This is a genomic window from Bacillus sp. JJ1533, assembly GCF_036965045.1.
Lineage (GTDB): Bacteria > Bacillota > Bacilli > Bacillales > Bacillaceae_L > Ferdinandcohnia.
In genome coordinates this window covers 104,880-122,992 of sequence record NZ_JBALOV010000003.1, presented here as the reverse complement: position 1 = coordinate 122,992, position 18,113 = coordinate 104,880, and the positions used below count along the sequence as shown (strand labels likewise).

Genomic DNA, 18,113 nt, shown 5'->3' with positions numbered 1-18,113 from the left:
ACATATACTTATTCTATTATAGGGCGCGATTGTTTGAAGAAGCTCCTCATTTCATCTTCAACTATGGGCTCCGATTGTTTAAGAAGAAGAAATGTTTTTTGTACTAAAGGGTGCAGGATAGTATAAGGAGGATTTTTTATTAACTATCAAGAAGATATGAGTATCTTGAAATTGGGGAGAGTTCCTGCCAAAGTGATTAAAGCTGTTTTATTTGATTTAGATGGAACTTTATTAAATAGAGATAAGTCAGTGAAAATGTTCATTGAGAGGCAATATGACAGGTTATATAAACTAGTAGGTCATATTCCAAAAGAGCAGTATGTGTCAAGATTTATAGAATTAGATAACCGAGGGTATGTTTGGAAAGATAAAGTATATCAGCAATTAGTTGATGAATTTAATATTGCTGACATCACTTGGGAAAAATTACTGCAAGATTATATTAGTGAATTTAAGAATAACTGTGTTCCTTTCCCCAATCTTATTGGAATGTTGGAAGAATTGAAAAGGAACCATCTTGTTTTAGGAATGATTACAAACGGATATGGCCAGTTTCAGATGGATAATATTAAGGCTTTGGGTATAGATAAATATTTTGATGCGATTTTAGTATCTGAATGGGAAGGAATTAAAAAGCCAGACCCTCAAATATTTAATAGAGCATTAGAGAAACTTAAGATTTTACCTTATGAAAGTATTTTTATGGGAGACCATCCTGTAAATGATGTAAAAGCTGCACAAAATGTAGGAATGAAAGGAATTTGGAAACGAGATTATCAATGGGACAATGCTGAAGCGGATTCCATAGTTGATGATTTGTCGGAATTACCTTTACTCATAGAAAAATTAAGCCAACAAAATGCTGAGTCTAGTTAAACCCAAGGGTTCGTTCAATATGATGTTCTGAAAATATATTCATTCATTATAACGGGGGAGAATCATATATGCATTCAGAGGATCTTAAGTTTACAATAGTCAAAGCAAATAAAACTGACTTAGATGTAAGAAAACAGATGTCTGAAATTTTTGCTGAAGGCTTCACACAATGGCTTGTCTTTTTTTCTAAAGATAAACATATTATTGCTAAGGCTTTTGCTCATATGTTTATTTTAGATCAATTTTATGTAGCTATAGCGGATGGGGAAATTGCTGGAGTTGCAGCATGTACTGATGGGAAGAGATCGGTAAAATTAAATAAAAAAGAATTAAGAAAGCACCTAGGCTTCATCAAGGGAAGCATGGCAGGCATCTTTTTAAAGAAAGAATTTGAAGCTCCTCATGAAAATTTCCCTCTCAACACCGGTTCAATTGAGTTTGTTGGAACATCCCCAAAGTTCCGGGGGCAGGGTGTAGCGTCACAAATTATCCAACATATTATTGAAAATACGCAGTTCCAAGATTACGTCATTGAAGAGGTTGCAGATACTAATACTCCGGCAATGCGATTATATGAGAAAATGGGTTTTGAAGAATACAGAAGAAAGCCTATGCCGAAAAAGATAGCCAAGAAAATTGGAGTAAATAACTTTTTGTCTTTGAAGTATATCAGTAAAATAAAATAAAATCTAAAAGGAGTTCTGAAAATATGAAATTAAAAATTTTAGATTCAAGTTTTTCTGTTGTGAAATTTTCTCCAACTGAAACAATACCATTGTGGGCCTTAAACTCTGATACATTTTCTATTACCCGAACTGATGAGGAATTATCCATTGTATGTCCTTCCGAATGTTTACCGATGAATGAAGCATTTAAGGATATTGAAAATGATTGGAAGTGTATAAAAGTAGAGGGTGTTTTAGACTTTAGCCTAACTGGAATATTATCTTCATTAGCGAATCCATTAGCTGAAAATAAAATCAGTATCTTTGCTATTTCAACTTTTAATACAGATTACTTGCTTATTAAAAGCCATTCAATTGAAAAAGCAAGAGTTATATTAGAGAATGAAGGTCACACTTTTAGTGAAATGTAAAAAAATTTATTGCACTAACGGGTGAATTAATCAAAGAAGGATTATCCACCTTTTTTGTTGAATTCCGAAGAAACGAAGCAGGCATTGTTTCAATTAAACGGGGGAATATCAGTGAAAAAAATAATAGGTTTGATTTTTGCAATAACTGTGTTATTACTTTTTGTAACAAAATCACTTTATGTAGATTGGAAAGAGTTAATTATTATAGTAGCTTCATTATCAGTTGTTTCTATAGTATTGAACAAACATCAGAATAGGTTTAGCGATATTTTAGGTCGTTCAGCCATTTTAGGATTTGTCTTATGCCTAACTTTTGGCTCAATTGATTTAATGGCTGACCATTTTATGTATTTCCTTCCAACAGGAAACGAAGATGGAATGCCTTTATCTCTAGGTATGAAGTTCAATGAGTACAGTGATGATTTATTTGTTGTCAGTTTAATATCGATGGTTTCAGTAATTATAATCTCTATTTTAGTAGCATTAATTTTAAAATTTAAGGCTCAAAACTATAAGGAAAATTTTAAATTTAATGGGTGGCTTTGCTCCAAGAGGAATTTAGGCACCTTTTTTCGAAGTCATTATTAAACAAACGGTGCAGGATAGTTGAAGAACAACCTTTTGAAAAATAGTCGGGAGAGGGGATATAATTTGGAGAAATTTAAACTTTTGTTACTAACTATAATCACACTTACTTTATTGTATATTGCCTTTATAATTTCAGACCCTGGTTTTGGAGTAGGTTATTAAATTATTGAAGCAAAGGGTGCAAGAGTTAAGATCAGAGCTGTCACGAGTGCAGCTTTTTTTTGTTGTACTAACGAAGCAGGATTGTTAAATAAGAAGTGAAACTTTGTAAGATGTGTTATCGTAGTTAATAAAAATAAGGGGTGTTTTACTTCAAGAGCAGTAAAGCATTATAAATGTAATACCAAAGGCTTTAAAATCTGTCGGTATTATTCAATCAAGTAAGGGATGGTTTTCAATTATTTAAATACGGGTCTCACTTTTGCGTTAATTGAGACACTTGATACCTTTTTGGAGAATATTTCGATTACTTGGCAAGGCTCGCTCATATTCGAATTGATTACTGGACTTATGGGTTGAAAATTAGAAGAGAACGATGATGAACCCCCAATGAATGATAGCGGGGAATTGGATATATTAGGAAATAGATTTAGTTCTAAGAAATAAAAGGGTTGTGAAAAATTACACTTAAAGTGACGGAGTGTGTTAGTAAAAAAAGGTCGTCAAAAAGATAACGGGTTCTCTTTTGGGGGACAAAAGGCAATAAAAATATTTAAAAAAATGCAAATAAAAACCACGATTTACATAAAAAAATCGTGGTTTTTTAGCATTCTAATTTCATCGTATAATTCCCTTAATTTTTTGTTCTTCCTGAAATTTAATTAAACATTTTTTACATATGCAATCTATTCTTATACTTTCATCCGGTACTAATTCAAAGATTTCTTTAGGGAATTCCTCCATATCACACCAACAATTGCCGTGTTCTCCAGCACTAGACATACATCCATTAACTTCCCCACATAAAGGGCAATATTTATTTGCCAATGAACTTCCCCTCCAATTGTTACATAATAATAGTTTTTTATATACTCTTTCTACTTCGATAATATGTGCTAATAACGATATATTTGTAGCATAGCATATTAAGAGCCATCCTAATAGGCTTAACAGTATTTATAGTTTCTATTGTTACAAGCAAACTAATTAATAATAAAGCACATAGTTCATAATTGGGTGTAGTTTATAACTGAAAACAAAAGTAAAGCTGAAGGGAAAATAAAAAAGAAGAAATAATTTCATTTCTATTCTTTACGAGGAGAGTCGCTTTCTTTCCAAATAGAAAATAAAGATTGGACAGAAATGCTTGAACTATCAATAGGTACCGATTTCTTTAGGCATTTCATCTATTGCTAAGGTTTATGATCATCTTGAGTGCTAAATAAAAAAACAAAGCAAAAAGAGATGACCACCAAAAATGGTAGTCATCTCTTAATTGTTTAAAAAATCTCATTTTATTTTGATAATCCTAAAACTAACTCTTTATAGATATCGAAGAATGCAAAGTAGTAATCTTTGTAGACATATTCATCAGTTTTGTGTGCCATTTTTGTTTCGCCAGGACCAAACATCATGAATGGGAAGTTTTCATCTTTACCTCGTAATAAGTTTGATGCATCCGTCACTCCTGGCGAACCTTTAACAGAAATTTCTAGACCTAAATGTTTTTTACCGAGTTCCTTAGCAAGATCAATCATTTCAGAGCGTCCTGAAGTGAAAACACTTGGTAATGACATTGTCACTTCAACAGCAATATTGGAGCCTTTTTTATTGTATTTGTTAGCTGTTGTGTTGAATAAGTCAATCACTCCATTGTTATCAAATTCAGGAATTGTACGCACGTTTATTTCAGCTACTGCTTTTTCTGGAACCGAGTTTACTTGGTTCCCTGCATTAAAAATAGTTGTACTCATAACTAATTTATCTAGTACTTCATTTTTGCGATCATCGCTATTCAATTTTTCGTCTACTTCTAATAGATATTCCATTAATGGATTAATCGCGTTATACCCTTGGTCAGGCATAGAACTGTGTGCTGCTTCACCAATAGACGTTACACGCAGGTTAAGTGATCCTTTGTGTGAGTAAATTATCGTATCATGAGAAGGTTCAGCTACCCATAGATATTCTACATCATCCATATAGCCTTCTTCGTATAATTTTTTAGAGCCTGCGCCACCGACTTCTTCACCAGTCGTTGCCATAAAACGGACAGTACCATTTTTTAGTTCATTATTTTCTTTGAGTTCAATCATCACTAAAGCAAGGTTTACTAAACCTGCTTTCATGTCATTTGTTCCACGTCCATATAATTTTCCGTCTCTTTCTATCAATGTAAACGGATCTGAAGTCCACTCGCTTTCATCACCAGGAGAAACGACATCCATATGACCAGAAACACCAATGACTGGACTCCCGCTTCCAATTTCAGCCACTAAGTTAACACGAGTGTCTGTAACTGGAACAATTTTAGATTCAATTCCGTATTCAGCAAATAAATCTTTCAAGTAATTTGCCACTTCGATTTCGTTTTCATTAATAGATTTAATCGCTATAATGTCGGATAATATCTTTATCTTTTCTTCTTCTGTAAAATGTTTCAAACTAATCCCTCCAACATTTTATCTGTCTACTTCAATCAGAATACAATTGTATTTTACCCAAAAGTCCATTAATAAGTTAGCCACTTAAGGATTCTTTGGAACTACTATACTCCTTTATACCTTGAAGAACTCGTGGTGTGGCCTTTCCTCTAATAGTTGCTGAATGATTTCTACTCCTATCATTCAAATCAATTTCACATAATAGATCATTTTAAAAATTATCTCACTCAGTTTAGTGAAGGAGGTATTAACAAGGATTAACCACTTTTTTGAAATCTTTATTTAACAAGGTAGGGTCTTCTTTCACTAAAGGGTGCGTTGATCCAATAAGGATTAATGCACTTTTTTGTTGAAGTTTTTAAACTAACGGTGCAGGTCAGTTCAACAATGAAGTAGATAGTATAGTTTCAAGTATAATCGTCTTTTGGGCCCGATTACATATTATTGGAGGAATTGGGAATCATTTATCAAGAAAAATGAATCCGAGAGGACGAATGATTATGGACGATTTATTAGTAGCCCGTTCTTTATTTGGTACGACAATGGCATTTCATATTATATTTGCAACTATAGGAGTAGGGTTGCCATTTATGATTTTGATTGTTGAGCTGCTTTACCAAAAAACGAAAGATCAAGATTATGTTGTCATGGCAAAACGTTGGACAAAGGCATTTGCCGTTTTACTTGGAGTTGGGATACCGACGGGTACAATAGCTGGAACCCAATTATCGTTGCTTTGGCCTGGTTTTATGGAAGTAATCGGTCGGGTCATGCCGCTCCCTTTTCAAATTGAAATATATGCCTTTTTTATAGAGGCCCTTTTTATGTCTATCTATGTATATGCAGCAGAAAGAATTGCTCCTTGGCTGAGAATTGTGAGCTTAATTCTAGTTGCTATCGGTGCATTAGCTTCAGCCGTATTGATTACAAATGTCCACGCCTTTCAGGGTACTCCTGCGGGATTTCGATATGAAAATGGGGAATTTCTTGACATTAATCCTTGGGCTGCCTTTTTTAACCCAAGCTTCTTTGTAACAGCTGGGCATGTTGCGTTGTCTGCCTACGTTGTGGGAGCTTTTGTTGTCTGTTCTGTGGCTGCTTTTAAAATGATGAAACATGAATCTGGATCAAGAGTTTACTTGTTTCATCAAAAGGCACTTATGCTGGGTTTAATAGTAGGTGGTATTTTTGCTTTCTTAACAGCCATAAATGGACATTCAGCTGCTCAATATTTACATGAATACCAACCAGAAAAGCTAGCTGCTGCAGAGGGATTATTTGAAACACAATCACATGCTCCACTTGCCATCGGTGGCTTTACTGATAGAGAAACGCAGGAAGTAAAATGGGGCATTGAAATTCCTTGGGCGCTAAGCTTTCTTGCTGGAAACAGCTTTAATACGGTGGTTGTTGGTTTGAATGATTTTCCAGAGGAGCTTTGGCCACCATTATTTATACATACTCTTTTTAATGCTATGGTTGGAATTGGTTCATTACTTATCCTTATCCCTATTCTCATGTTTGCCTGGAGAAAACTATTAAAAAAGAAGCATTACCCAAAAATCATGCTTTGGACGCTAGTTACTACAGGCCCATTGGCCGTGCTTGCGATTGAATTTGGATGGATTTTTGCTTGTACGGGCCGCCAACCATGGGTGATATACAGAATCTTATCAACAGCCGAGTCAGCAACAACTGCGACGAACTTAAGTACATTATTCATATTGTTTATTTCTGTATACATAATTTTGGCGATTTCTGTTGTATTTGTATTGTTGTACTTCTTTAGAAAAAACACAGAAATGGACGATATCGAGCGTGCAGAAAAGAAAACGGTCCCTTTGTTTAGTTCAAATTCATAGGAGGAAATGCAGATGCCTGATGCTCTTATTGCGATTACTGTGTTATGGGGGTTTGTCTTTATTTATGCTGTCATGGCCACCATGGATTTCGGAGCTGGCTTTTGGTCAATGGTTTACATTAATCGAGAAAAAACGAAAGCAACTGACATTGCCAATCGATATTTATCACCCACTTGGGAAGTGACAAATACATTTATTGTTGCATTAGTTGTCGCTATCTATAGTCTTTTCCCAAATGCAGCCTATACTCTAGGCACGATACTGATTATTCCGGGAAGTATAATCCTGCTTTTACTTGCATTGCGAAGCGCATTTTTAGTATTTTCAAATATCGCAATCGAATTTAAAAACCCATTGACTTACATATCAGGTATTGCAGGGATACTAATTCCTGGACTTTTAATTAGTGTATTGCCAATAACGCATGGGGAATTTGTTGATTACGGGAATGGTACTGCGAATTTAAATTTTTATAGGCTCTTTACCAGCTCAAATGTATATGCATTTATTGGTTTTGGCATTAGCAGTACTCTTTTTCTTTCATCCTTATTGTTAGCGGATTACTCGAAAGCATCTAATGAAATGAAGGCATATCAAGTATATCTTCGTGATGGGAAAATATTAGGACCTATTTCCTTACTAATGGCCTTTCTCATTATGCTTACATTACCAAATGATGCTGAGTGGTTATACAATAGAATGTTGGAAGACTTACCACTTTTACTTATTTCTGTTGGCTTCTTTTTAATTATAGGGATTGGATTATATGCCCAATCTCCTTTTCAGAAAGGAGTCAAGGGGATGCCAAGGCTCGCTGTTATTGCAGTGACGGTTCAATACCTAATTGCAAGTTATGTATATGGTAAAGCACATTTGCCTTATATCATCTATCCTAATGTAACAATTCATTCGGCTTTTACAGACCCAAATTCATTTAGAGCTGTATTTATTACCTATATCATAGGGTTCGCAATCCTTTTTCCTGGATTTATTTACTTTTGGAGTTTATTTATGAATGATAAACGATATTTACGACAAAAGCAGTAACTAGTATATCTTATATTTAGCAATTTTGATGTCGATATTATCGGCTAATGGGTGCGTTAAAGATAATAGGGCTCCTTCTGCTGCTTTTTTGTTGTTCCCACTAACAAGGCAGTCGAAAACGTCATTGTTCCTAAAAGAATCGGTAAAGTTGCAAATGTTTAATGCGGGATGCCCTTACTGCTATTGGGAATAATTAAAGTGGCATGCTATTTCAAATGGAGGAATTTAACATGGGCAAAACAATTTTCATTACTGGTGCAGGCACCGGGCTTGGCAGAGGTGCTGCAATCGGTCTTGCCAAAAAAGGTCATCGTGTGATTGCTGCAACAGAGCTGACTTCTCAAAAAACAGACCTTCTGTGGGAAGCCAATGACCTGGAAGTGGATATAGAAGTGATTAAAGTTGATATTACGAACCCTTCGGATCTGGAACAGATTGAGAAGTATGATTTTGACGTATTTGTTGCAAATGCTGCCATTAATGAACGAGGGCCGCTCGGGGAAGTGCCGATGGACCGATTTCGGGCACTTTTTGAGGTGAATGTTTTTGCAACCTTAGAAACAGCACAGTTAGCAGCACGGAAGATGGTTGAAAAGGGAAGCGGAAAAATCGTCTTTATGAGTTCAATATCAGGAATTTTGGCATCTCCATATGGTGGTCCATATGTCGCAACAAAGCACGCAATTGAAGCAATTGCCCATACTCTGCAGTTAGAACTTCAAGGATTTGGAGTAAAAGTTGCCACCATTAACCCTGGTGCCTTTAAGACAGGCTTTAATGACCGAGCGGCAGAAGAGCTATGGAAATGGTACGATGAAGAGAAAAACTTCACGAGAAAAGAGGATATAAAAAAAGCAGAAGAGGGGTTAAAGAACCAGTTTGACCCAGAAGATTTAATTGCAAAGATGGTAGAAATCATCCCAGCTGACCATCATAAATTCCGAACCGCTTATCCTCAGCAAATGGAGAAACAGATGAAGCAAGAAGAACAAAAGTGGTGGGAGATGGACATATAGGACGCTTCATCCAGCTCTTTTAACCTGTGGAATGAAATTGTTAATAAAAAGAGAAAAAACTGAAGTCCCTTTTTCCCCGTTTTGCATTTAGGTATTAGCTGAAAATGACTATTTACGATCAAACACACTAATAAGAGTTATAGAAATTCTATAAACTAAAAAGAAGGGTCCAAAGACTAAGTGTTTTTTAAAAAACAAATGTCCAAGAACCCTTTAATTATTATCGTAAAAGAGATATCTGTTCAATTTCAAGAACTTCCAATAGAGTTTCCAACAAGGAGGATTAAGCCGTGATTCGATCAAATTATAAAGTAAAACATTTCATTATTTAACGAACGAAGCAGTTTGGTTGAATAAGGAAGGTCAATAAAAGTAATAAGTTTGGATCTTAATAAATAACTTAACCAAATAGATTCCCTATAAAGTAGAGAATTAAAGCATAGGTCACAAAGGACCTATGCTTAGGAATTAATTTAGAGCTTTCTCCAATGTCTCAAGATTTTGCCTCATAATGCTAAAGTAATCAGCACCATTTTTTAGGTCCTCTTCTGTTATTGATTCAAGGTTATGAAGAGTTAAGGCTTCTGCACTGATTTCCTTTTTTACCATTTCAGAAATTTTGGAAGTTAGATTCTGCTCAAAAATAACAAACTTGATGTTATGTTCTTTAGCAGTATTAATAATGTTTTTTAAATCCTTTTGAGAGGGCTCATTTGTTGGTGATAAACCAGAAACACTTATTTGTTTAATACCGTACCTTGATTCCCAATATCCATAGGCTGCATGGGAAACTAATATTTCTTTTTTTGAAGACTGATCAATAACACTCTCAAATTCTTGATCTATTTCCTGCAAGTTTTTCACTAGTTCATCAAAGTTTTTTTCAAAGTCTTCTTTAGCCTCTGGTTTTAATTCCTCAAGTGTATGAAGAATACTTTCAGCTAATTCAACAGCTTTTAATGGGTCTAACCAAACATGTGGGTCAACGTCACTATGATGATGGTGGTTGTCTTCTGTATCTGCTTGACTGTCGTGATGCTCCTCATGTTCTTCATGAACATCATGACCGTGGCTTTCTTCAGAATTCGAATCAGACTGATGGCTGTTGTGCTCTGTTTCAGTTCCTTCTTCGCTTTGATGGTTTTCTTCGTATTCATCTTGTACATTGGATAATTCCATACTTTCTGTTGCTTTCACCAGTTGCACCTTTTCATTTTGAAATATTTTATTGGCAGCATCTATGAAGCCTTCGACACCTGCACCAATATAAATAAGAGCATCTGCTTCCGCAATCTCTATCATTGTTTTTGAAGTAGGTTCAAATGTGTGAGCATCAGCACCTGTAGGGAACACACTTAAAACTTCTACATGTTCACCGCCAATTTTTTCTGTAAAGTCCTGCAATGGAAAAACCGTAGTAAAGATTTTAAGACTTTTAGTTGTTGTACTTGTGTTCTTGACTTCGTTTGTACTTGTTTTGTTTTCTGAAGTGCACCCAAATAATAATGAGGTCGTTACTATGACCAGTAATGTAAAAAAGTGTTTAGTTTTCATAATTGCTCCTCTCAATCATAACCATTACGATTTAGTGAATATATTAATATATATCGTAATCATTCCGATTATATGACCAAAAAAAATTAAATTTCAGGTAGACTATGAAGTGGTCTGATAGGTTACTCCAGTCCATTATCATTCAATTTTTGATGATAAACATTCAATACAAATCGAAATGGTTTCGTTTTACCTAAACAATATTACGATAGAACTAGAAAGTTTTCAAGTTAAATTATTGATTTGTACAACTATTTTTAAAATAATGGGAAGCTCATTTCTAAAACGTAATAACTCCAATTCAAATTTAGTCTTGATCTTATTTAACTAAAGGACTATCGTTTATTTTGTAGAACTTATTGATCTAACGGTGCAGGATAGCTTAAGAAGAAAAAACTTTCCTATTATGTCGAAGTAGAAATAAATAACGACGATAGAGGATTTAATTTATTTATTGTATTCTAAATAAAAAGGCTGACTACTAAGTTAGTCAGCCTCAACTAGGAATACCTAATTCAATTAGTACCCATGATGAACGAAGGATACTCCAACAATAATTAACAGGATGAATAACACAACGATTAAGGCGAAATTCATGCCATGACCATGACCATATCCACTCATAGCTTACACCTCCTTTTTTTAGTTAATTCAGTATATGTAACTGAATGTAACATGCTTGGACAAGTGACTTAATTATGAATTGAAGGACACCCATAATTATGAGTGCCCAGTAGAAGGTATAAAACTATGTGCTAGGAAGTGGGTAGGAAGTGGATAATATAGTTTATGCGTAAAATACCAATATGAAATGGACAAGAGTGTATTTAATAGTTCGCAATCTGATTCAATTGTGACGAAATGTACTTAAATTAAAAGGAGCAAGAACTATAGATCAAGCTGTCATTATGGCAGTTTTTATTATTTCACTAAAGCGTGCCTTGATCCATGAAGGATTGATGCACTCAGTTTAGATGAATAAAGGGTATTTCTAAAGGGTTATTTAGGCGGTTTTCAAATGGATTTATTTTAATATTTTTTCCTAAATTAAGACCTTTCCTCGAGGTCACCAATACAGTTGCTCTTATCTGGATAGTAGTTTTTATTAAACATAGAAGTGACAATGCTAATAAGTAGAAAGTTTAGTAAATGAAACTAATCGAACATTAAGAACGTATAATTATTAATATAAAGTATCTTAGAAAGGAGGAATTCGTAGTGCCTACTTGTCAAAACTGTAAAAGGAAGTGGTCTTGGTTTGATTCGATTAAGAAATTATTAATATTTCGTAAAAGAATGAAAAGTAATCATTGTGGAGAAATTCAATACCAAAGTACATCTTCGAGAAATACTACATCTTTATTAATTTTACTCCCCATTAGCACTATACCATTTTCTGTAATGTTTGATTTATCTCCAATTGCTGTACTACTCTTAGGACTTGCTTTAATGATTGTGGCACTTTTTGCAGTGCCATTATTACTGAAATTAACTGATAAAGAAGAACCATTATGGTAAAAGGGGGACTTCACGAGACAGTCTCCTTTATTATATCTCTTAGATCAACATTAATCTTTAACATAGCCAAAAAGAAAAAACACTTTAATTAGGTTTATTCCATTAACGTGTGCTTTAGTTAAAGTTGCAAGTAATCAAACAACCAATCTAGTTCTTAATAAACTAGATTGGTTTTTAAATAGAAAAAATGCACTCCAATTTTGAGTACATTCAAGGCACACCTTTAGTTATAAACAAACTGTGAAAGGTGTCAGAATCGAAATGCTTTTGAAGCTTTTTTTGTTTGGTAAATCAAGAGTAATAGTTTGATCTTCAATTTCACTAAGTCCGCCGCAGTTTAGTGAAATTTAAAATATCTTTATGCGCCTTTGACCCAAACCTATGTAGTAAAGGCTATGAGATTTACAAAGTCATTTATGAATAACAACCGGAGTACCAATTGGAACCCTAGATGATAATTCGAGTACATCATGATTAAACATTCTAATACATCCATGTGAGACATTCTTACCAATTGAAGACGGGTTATTTGTTCCGTGTATACCGTAATGAGGTCTTGATAATCCCATCCACAACACTCCGAACGGTCCTCCGGGATTAGGTTGTTTATTAATAATCGTGTATGTCCCAGTAGGGGTTGGTGACAATATTTTTCCAATTGCAATTGGGTAAGCCTTTATCAACCTGTGTCCATCAAAAAGTTTTAATTGATGCTTTGATGTAGATACGTTAATCCATTTCGCCATGAAGATCAACTCCTTTTTTGAATATTGTATGAAGTAACCCATGCATTTGTTAAAAATAGGATTAATGCCTTTTCTCATATTACAATTTGAAAATTCTATGATTTGTTATAATGTACTTCGTAAGTAACCTAATTAGGTATACAGAGGGAGTGCTTAAAAATATGGAATACATAACACTTAATAATGGGTTAAAAATGCCAACTGTAGGTACAGGTACAAATACTTATGGAAAAGAAAATAACGAGTATTACGGGGCGTTAACAAATGAAATTCCTGAACTAGTATCAGCACTTGAGTTGGGTTACCGTTCAATAGACGCAGCCATCATTTATCGAAACGAAGAACTTGTCGGAAGAGTTTTAGCGGAAAGCCCTGTGCCTCGAGAAGAGTTATTCATTACGACAAAAGTTCCAGCAAACGTTGAATATATTTCTTCAAAGGAAGCTACTCGAGCAGCTATCGATAACAGCCTAAAAAACTTCCGAACAGACTACGTCGACCTGCTTCTTATTCACTTCCCTTTCGAAGACAAAGTACAACTTAAAAACACTTGGGAAGTCTTTGAAGAATATTACGAAGCAGGCAAACTAAAAGCAATCGGCGTTTCAAACTTTGGAAAAAATCATCTAGATGAATTGAAAGAATTTGCTAAAGTGAAGCCAGCTGTTAATCAAATACAAGTTAACTTAAAAGAACCTAACAAAGATCTCCTTGCTGTATTAAAAGACGAGGGCATTACACCTGTTGCATGGGGACCTATGAAAGCCGAAGCCCATCAAAAAGAAGTTTTGAATGAAATCGGTAAAGCCTATAAAAAATCTGGTGCACAAGTCTTATTAAAATACCAAATTCAACGCGGTGTGATCGTTATTCCTAAATCTCACAACCGTGATAATCAAGCATCTAATATAGATCTTTTCGATTTCGAATTATCTGCAGAGGATATAGAAAAAATTGAAAACTTATAATTAGTTAGTCCTTCATCCTGAGTGTAGATATGCCATTAATAATATAAATACTTTTAATAAACACTTATTGAAAGAAATTTGGGAATTGGCTTTAGCTTTAAAATGGTGTGGTGAACCAGTTTGGGTCCACGGAGACTAAAATATACTTTAATTTTGTTACTGAACAGTTTTCAATTATAGGACTTTAAGTTATTTTTTAATAATTGGAAGGTGTAGATAACATAGGAAAAACTAATGGATGAGTAAAACATTTGTTTCGGTTTAAAATTGACTAATTTGTAACTAATAATTTCTGCATTAACCAATTCATTGGGTATGCCAGAAATAGAACCATCAATGTGTTCACTAGTGTGTAGAGCCAAAATTCGTCGAAACGGACATAAGTGGAGTTTAAATAAAATGCGAAATAAGAAAAAAGCACCTCTTTTAGGTGCCGGATTTTAACAATCTTTATTTTTACTATAGTGAAGTGGTGGGGGAATTAGCCAACCTTTTTCCTTATTCAACTTTAACATTTTTAAACCAAACTGAGCCTTCGCCAAATGAAACTGACCATACATCATTGCGATATCTTCTCGGATACATTGGCCCATGGCTTGACTGCAAGCTACTAGAGCAACAGCTACATTGCTGCTAATAGCTGCGCTAATCTCAGGGTCAGTAAACCTTGCCCCAGCAGGAATGTCCTCTAAATTTGCGTTTGGACGCTCTGGTGGCGCTGGAGGCAAGGCGATTCCGTTTGTTTTAAGAAGTTCTTGTAATTGTCGGTTTTCGTTTTCCATACCTTGAATTGCTTCTTCAATAAGTTTTTGTAAGTCTTTATCACCAGTGTGATTAAGATATGCCTGATAACTAGCAATTAAACCATTGTTTGTTAACAGGTGAGTAAACATTCCATAAACCTCACCGTAATGCATTGGTTCATCTTGAGGATTTCCACTTAATATTCCCATAACTACACTCCTAATCATCTTTTGTACTATCATAAAATACTCCTTTTGGAGGATATAGAGCACAGTGATTATTATTAATTGATATGTACAAGAATATACACTTTAAAAAAGAGATTTTCCTTTTTGAGTAATAAAAAAAGTTTTTTATTTCACAGTTCTATGTAATTATAAAGAAAAACACTTTCATTGTTTAACTACCGGGGGAGATCTGTTGCTTTTCATGAACAAAGGGAGCCCTCACGATTTGGGGCCAAACTATTCTTCCCTAATTATAGAAATATTGACGTCATAAAACTCTGCAATTCTATAGAGCTCTTCTCTTTCAGGGAAACTTAGGTCTCTCTTATAGCTACACATAGAATTTTTACTTATTCCAATAGTTCGAGCAACCTGCAATTGCTTAGTATTCCATTGTTGTTATCCTTTTTAGGATGGATAAAATTATTGATAAATGGATAATTTATTATTACACCTAGAATTACCCTTGAAATAGCCCTGTCTCTTCGGACACGGGGTTTTTTTATTTGAGGCATTCTTAACTTTTCGGAAATCTAACCGACATCAACATTATTAGACAACGTTCCACAATATTTTTTAAGGGAGCTTAACGATGGATATAGAACAGGTCATTAAGGAAATAAACAACAGCGTAGGTACTCTTGATCTAGTAACAGCAAGAAAATACATTGAGGAAATATGGATTTGTTAAATTTTAAAAGTCATTACTCAAATAAAAATGCCAGGGAGCTATTGAAAATACTAACCGACATGCATAATTCCAATTACAAGCCGTTGCAAAGAAATTTACCTATTCTTATTTTTAAACAAAGGCAAGACGTATGTAGTAAAAACAAAAAACTACCTAATTTATGGTAGTTTTTTGTTTTGAAATTGGTCATCTATGCAAATCTCTGTGAAAAACAAATGTTTCACAATTTTAATATACCTTTAATATTCTTATTTATTCTTTTAACATTCCACTTTCTCAACTAAAAGGTTCATTAACCTAGAAGGATTTAGCCTTTTTTGTTGAAACCCTTATTTAACAAAGGTGGGAGGATAATTCAAACAACGATTTTTCTCATAAATTAAGCTTTTTGTACTTTCAAACAGGTATTGTAATCCATAGAACAGAAAAACCTTAGAAAAAAAATAGAAGAAAAACTGTAAATGATTTAGACGGACCAATGTGAAATACTTAATTTTTCTCGCGAATTTTGCGAATGGATAAGCAAAGAAAGCATTGCCGATTGCATTAAGAAAGACAAACCTTGTGAACTTTCCATATGACCACTTCATTAGCCAAATTGAAAATACCAAGAACAAACCAATATTAAAAGGGAATTCATTAAATAAGTAAGAATTTGGTTTATTATAAAAAACCCACCATCTACGTTTTTTTCCAATAAGTGCATTAATCACTTCTATACAACCGATAAGAAAGGAAACAGGTAAGAATCGCTTTAAATTTTGTAATCCAATAAAAGGTACTGTTGAAAATGCAATTATAACCATAGTAACATTTAAAATCTTTTGAATTTTTACCGACATAAAAATTAAACACCCTTTACTATAGGCTCACTACTCCATTTTGTTAACGTATCCAAAAATTGAACTTGTATGCAAATCCTAATATAGTTAAGGATTGAAGCTTTCTAATTCAAGACTGAACTACCTATATAAAGGCTTAGTATTTTTTATAAAACATACTGAAGACTGTTGTTGGGTGTAAGAAGTGTGAAAATAGCTAACGAAGAGGATAGGGTGGCATATCTTAATAAATTCAAAGTACTGTAACTAAAGGATTATCATCAAAAAATTATTAAGATTGTTAATCACTAGGAGCTGTTTTGCCGCTATATTTATGTGAATGAGGATGAGAGCCGTTTACGGTGGTTACTCCATAAAATTTGTGATAATGCCCTCCTTCAGGCAATGGGATAGCAGGCCCCGTGACTCCTCTAATTTCATGTTTATGCCCATCATTGAACGAAGTAACCGTAAAATAATGATGTGTATGAGGTACTCCAGTAGGGGCTGGTTCGGTTCTTCCTGCATATCGATGTTCATGTCCGGCATTAAAAGAGGTTACTCCCGAGAAATGATGTCTATGAACAGGTTTGCCATCCCATGAAGTAAGATACAAAACATGTGAATGTTCACCATCTCGATTTGAACTAGAGGATTCGACAATATAACCTGTAACCGGTATTTCCATAAGTGTTTTCCACCCTTCTTTTTGAAGTTTTAAAGAAAAGTTTTTGTGAAATTAATGTTTCTTCACAAAATACATATGGTGAATTTGTGATTTTAGACCAATGAATCACTTAGTCTTAGAAGAGAATAATGTTTGCTTTTTAAAAAAGGGCTGATTTCGTATTGATTGTTGCTTTGGAATAAAAAAGACATTGCATTAACCTTCTCCTAGTTAATAAATAGAGAAAATTCAATCAAACAATTTGCAAACTTGTTAGATATAAAATCTTCATAATCGATTGACAGAGTAGAAAATTTGAATTTTTATTGAAACCCTCATTTTAATATCCATATCTTTAAGAAGGGAGCACCTGGTGACTGTGCTCCCTAAATGTGTTCAGTTATGATCGGTGAAGGTTTGCTAAAAATACTCCTTTAACAAATGAAGCTCCTACAATAATTAACTGGATGAAGAGAACTACACAAATAAAACAAATTCTGAACCATAACCCCACATCATACACTACCTTCTTTACTTAAGAGATTATTACATAATATGAAACAAAATGGACAAGTGTGGATTTTTAATACTATTAAATATTTGTCCATATCCGTTAGTATTAATCTTCATACTTTATATTAGAAGGTAGTTTCCTACAAACTTTTAAACGACTAAAGGAGGGAGGGATTTGAAACTTCTTTTACAGTAATTGTTGTGTCGTTTAGAGGTTCTGTCCTTTTGATTAATTGAGAAAAAGAAAGGAGAGTGATAAGCATGCATCCTTTAATGAGATTTAGAGGAGAACCAGTTGAGGTAAGAACTCGTGATGGAAGAACATATAGAGGAACGATTGACGGGGATCCACCTCGTGGAGGATTTTTTTTACGTTCCTCCTTTGGCAGAAGATTCATTCCATTTTTTGCAGTTGTTTTCGTTTTCTCCTTCCGTTTTAGAAGACGGATATTTTGAGAACAAGCTTGTAACAAAATTCAATGGGGGTAGATTTAATCTACCCCATCATGTTGTAGAACATATTTTTTTATTAATTTAAAGCGAAAAGTTCTATCATTGTATGAGTTGATAGACATT

General features: G+C 34.1%; 17 protein-coding genes and 1 pseudogene. 10 read left to right on the top strand and 8 right to left on the bottom strand.

The window, feature by feature from the left end; translation table 11 throughout:
* The first annotated feature begins 192 nt into the window (after positions 1 to 192).
* The 4 genes from V7138_RS01620 to V7138_RS01605 all read left to right on the top strand — a co-directional run bounded on the left by V7138_RS01620 (position 193) and on the right by V7138_RS01605 (position 2,560).
* A complete protein-coding gene (locus tag V7138_RS01620) occupies positions 193 to 876 on the top strand; it encodes an HAD family hydrolase (RefSeq protein ID WP_335393646.1) in 684 nt (227 codons plus the stop codon).
* A 68-nt stretch (positions 877 to 944) separates the two neighbouring features.
* On the top strand, positions 945 to 1,562 hold the full coding sequence (locus V7138_RS01615; protein ID WP_335393644.1) for a GNAT family N-acetyltransferase: 618 nt from the start codon (positions 945 to 947) through the stop codon (positions 1,560 to 1,562).
* A 23-nt stretch (positions 1,563 to 1,585) separates the two neighbouring features.
* Positions 1,586 to 1,972, top strand: a complete 387-nt coding sequence (locus tag V7138_RS01610; protein ID WP_335393642.1) for an ACT domain-containing protein — start codon at positions 1,586 to 1,588, stop codon at positions 1,970 to 1,972.
* Between the two features lie 111 nt (positions 1,973 to 2,083).
* Positions 2,084 to 2,560, top strand: coding sequence for a hypothetical protein (locus V7138_RS01605; RefSeq protein ID WP_335393640.1), 477 nt, complete (start codon positions 2,084 to 2,086; stop codon positions 2,558 to 2,560).
* 777 nt (positions 2,561 to 3,337) lie between these two features.
* Here the strand turns inward: V7138_RS01605 and V7138_RS01600 are convergent.
* A complete protein-coding gene (locus tag V7138_RS01600; protein ID WP_335393639.1) occupies positions 3,338 to 3,547 on the bottom strand; it encodes a cysteine-rich CWC family protein in 210 nt (69 codons plus the stop codon).
* Positions 3,548 to 4,014: 467 nt separating this feature from the next.
* A complete protein-coding gene (locus V7138_RS01595; RefSeq protein WP_335393636.1) occupies positions 4,015 to 5,163 on the bottom strand; it encodes an ArgE/DapE family deacylase in 1,149 nt (382 codons plus the stop codon).
* Positions 5,164 to 5,663: 500 nt separating this feature from the next.
* Here V7138_RS01595 and V7138_RS01590 point away from each other — a divergent pair, with 500 nt between their 5' ends.
* The 3 genes from V7138_RS01590 to V7138_RS01580 all read left to right on the top strand — a co-directional run bounded on the left by V7138_RS01590 (position 5,664) and on the right by V7138_RS01580 (position 9,088).
* Positions 5,664 to 7,025 carry a cytochrome ubiquinol oxidase subunit I gene (locus tag V7138_RS01590; protein ID WP_335393634.1) on the top strand — a complete coding sequence of 454 codons (1,362 nt, stop codon included), beginning with the start codon at positions 5,664 to 5,666 and terminating at the stop codon, positions 7,023 to 7,025.
* Between the two features lie 12 nt (positions 7,026 to 7,037).
* A complete protein-coding gene (locus V7138_RS01585; RefSeq protein WP_335393632.1) occupies positions 7,038 to 8,072 on the top strand; it encodes a cytochrome d ubiquinol oxidase subunit II in 1,035 nt (344 codons plus the stop codon).
* A gap of 230 nt (positions 8,073 to 8,302) precedes the next feature.
* Positions 8,303 to 9,088: an SDR family oxidoreductase gene (locus V7138_RS01580; protein WP_335393630.1), complete on the top strand. Its 786-nt coding sequence runs from the start codon at positions 8,303 to 8,305 to the stop codon at positions 9,086 to 9,088.
* Positions 9,089 to 9,556: 468 nt separating this feature from the next.
* Here V7138_RS01580 and V7138_RS01575 read toward each other — a convergent pair whose 3' ends face one another.
* Both V7138_RS01575 and V7138_RS01570 read right to left on the bottom strand, forming a co-directional pair.
* Entirely contained in the window at positions 9,557 to 10,642 is a 1,086-nt protein-coding gene (locus V7138_RS01575; protein ID WP_335393628.1) for a metal ABC transporter solute-binding protein, Zn/Mn family, read from the bottom strand.
* A gap of 519 nt (positions 10,643 to 11,161) precedes the next feature.
* Positions 11,162 to 11,266 carry a YjcZ family sporulation protein gene (locus V7138_RS01570; RefSeq protein ID WP_335393626.1) on the bottom strand — a complete coding sequence of 35 codons (105 nt, stop codon included), beginning with the start codon at positions 11,264 to 11,266 and terminating at the stop codon, positions 11,162 to 11,164.
* Between the two features lie 594 nt (positions 11,267 to 11,860).
* Here V7138_RS01570 and V7138_RS01565 point away from each other — a divergent pair.
* Entirely contained in the window at positions 11,861 to 12,160 is a 300-nt protein-coding gene (locus V7138_RS01565; protein ID WP_335393624.1) for a TIGR04104 family putative zinc finger protein, read from the top strand.
* Positions 12,161 to 12,570: 410 nt separating this feature from the next.
* Here the strand turns inward: V7138_RS01565 and V7138_RS01560 are convergent, their stop codons facing one another.
* The gene (locus V7138_RS01560; protein WP_335393622.1) at positions 12,571 to 12,906 is read right to left on the bottom strand and encodes a L,D-transpeptidase; all 336 of its coding nucleotides are present in this window, start codon (positions 12,904 to 12,906) and stop codon (positions 12,571 to 12,573) included.
* A 161-nt stretch (positions 12,907 to 13,067) separates the two neighbouring features.
* Here V7138_RS01560 and V7138_RS01555 point away from each other — a divergent pair, with 161 nt between their 5' ends.
* On the top strand, positions 13,068 to 13,874 hold the full coding sequence (locus tag V7138_RS01555; RefSeq protein ID WP_335393620.1) for an aldo/keto reductase: 807 nt from the start codon (positions 13,068 to 13,070) through the stop codon (positions 13,872 to 13,874).
* 440 nt (positions 13,875 to 14,314) lie between these two features.
* Here V7138_RS01555 and V7138_RS01550 read toward each other — a convergent pair whose 3' ends face one another.
* The 3 genes and pseudogenes from V7138_RS01550 to V7138_RS25245 all read right to left on the bottom strand — a co-directional run.
* Positions 14,315 to 14,827 (bottom strand): DUF3231 family protein, encoded by a 513-nt coding sequence (locus V7138_RS01550; RefSeq protein ID WP_335393618.1) that lies wholly within the window; start codon positions 14,825 to 14,827, stop codon positions 14,315 to 14,317.
* Between the two features lie 1,831 nt (positions 14,828 to 16,658).
* Positions 16,659 to 17,045 carry a YmaF family protein gene (locus V7138_RS01545; protein ID WP_335393615.1) on the bottom strand — a complete coding sequence of 129 codons (387 nt, stop codon included), beginning with the start codon at positions 17,043 to 17,045 and terminating at the stop codon, positions 16,659 to 16,661.
* Positions 17,046 to 17,424: 379 nt separating this feature from the next.
* Positions 17,425 to 17,534 (bottom strand): annotated as a pseudogene (locus V7138_RS25245) (YjcZ family sporulation protein); the annotation flags it as partial.
* Between the two features lie 264 nt (positions 17,535 to 17,798).
* On the opposite strand from V7138_RS25245, the gene V7138_RS01540 reads away from it, so the two are divergent.
* Positions 17,799 to 17,993, top strand: a complete 195-nt coding sequence (locus V7138_RS01540; RefSeq protein ID WP_335393613.1) for a hypothetical protein — start codon at positions 17,799 to 17,801, stop codon at positions 17,991 to 17,993.
* Positions 17,994 to 18,113 lie beyond the last annotated feature (120 nt).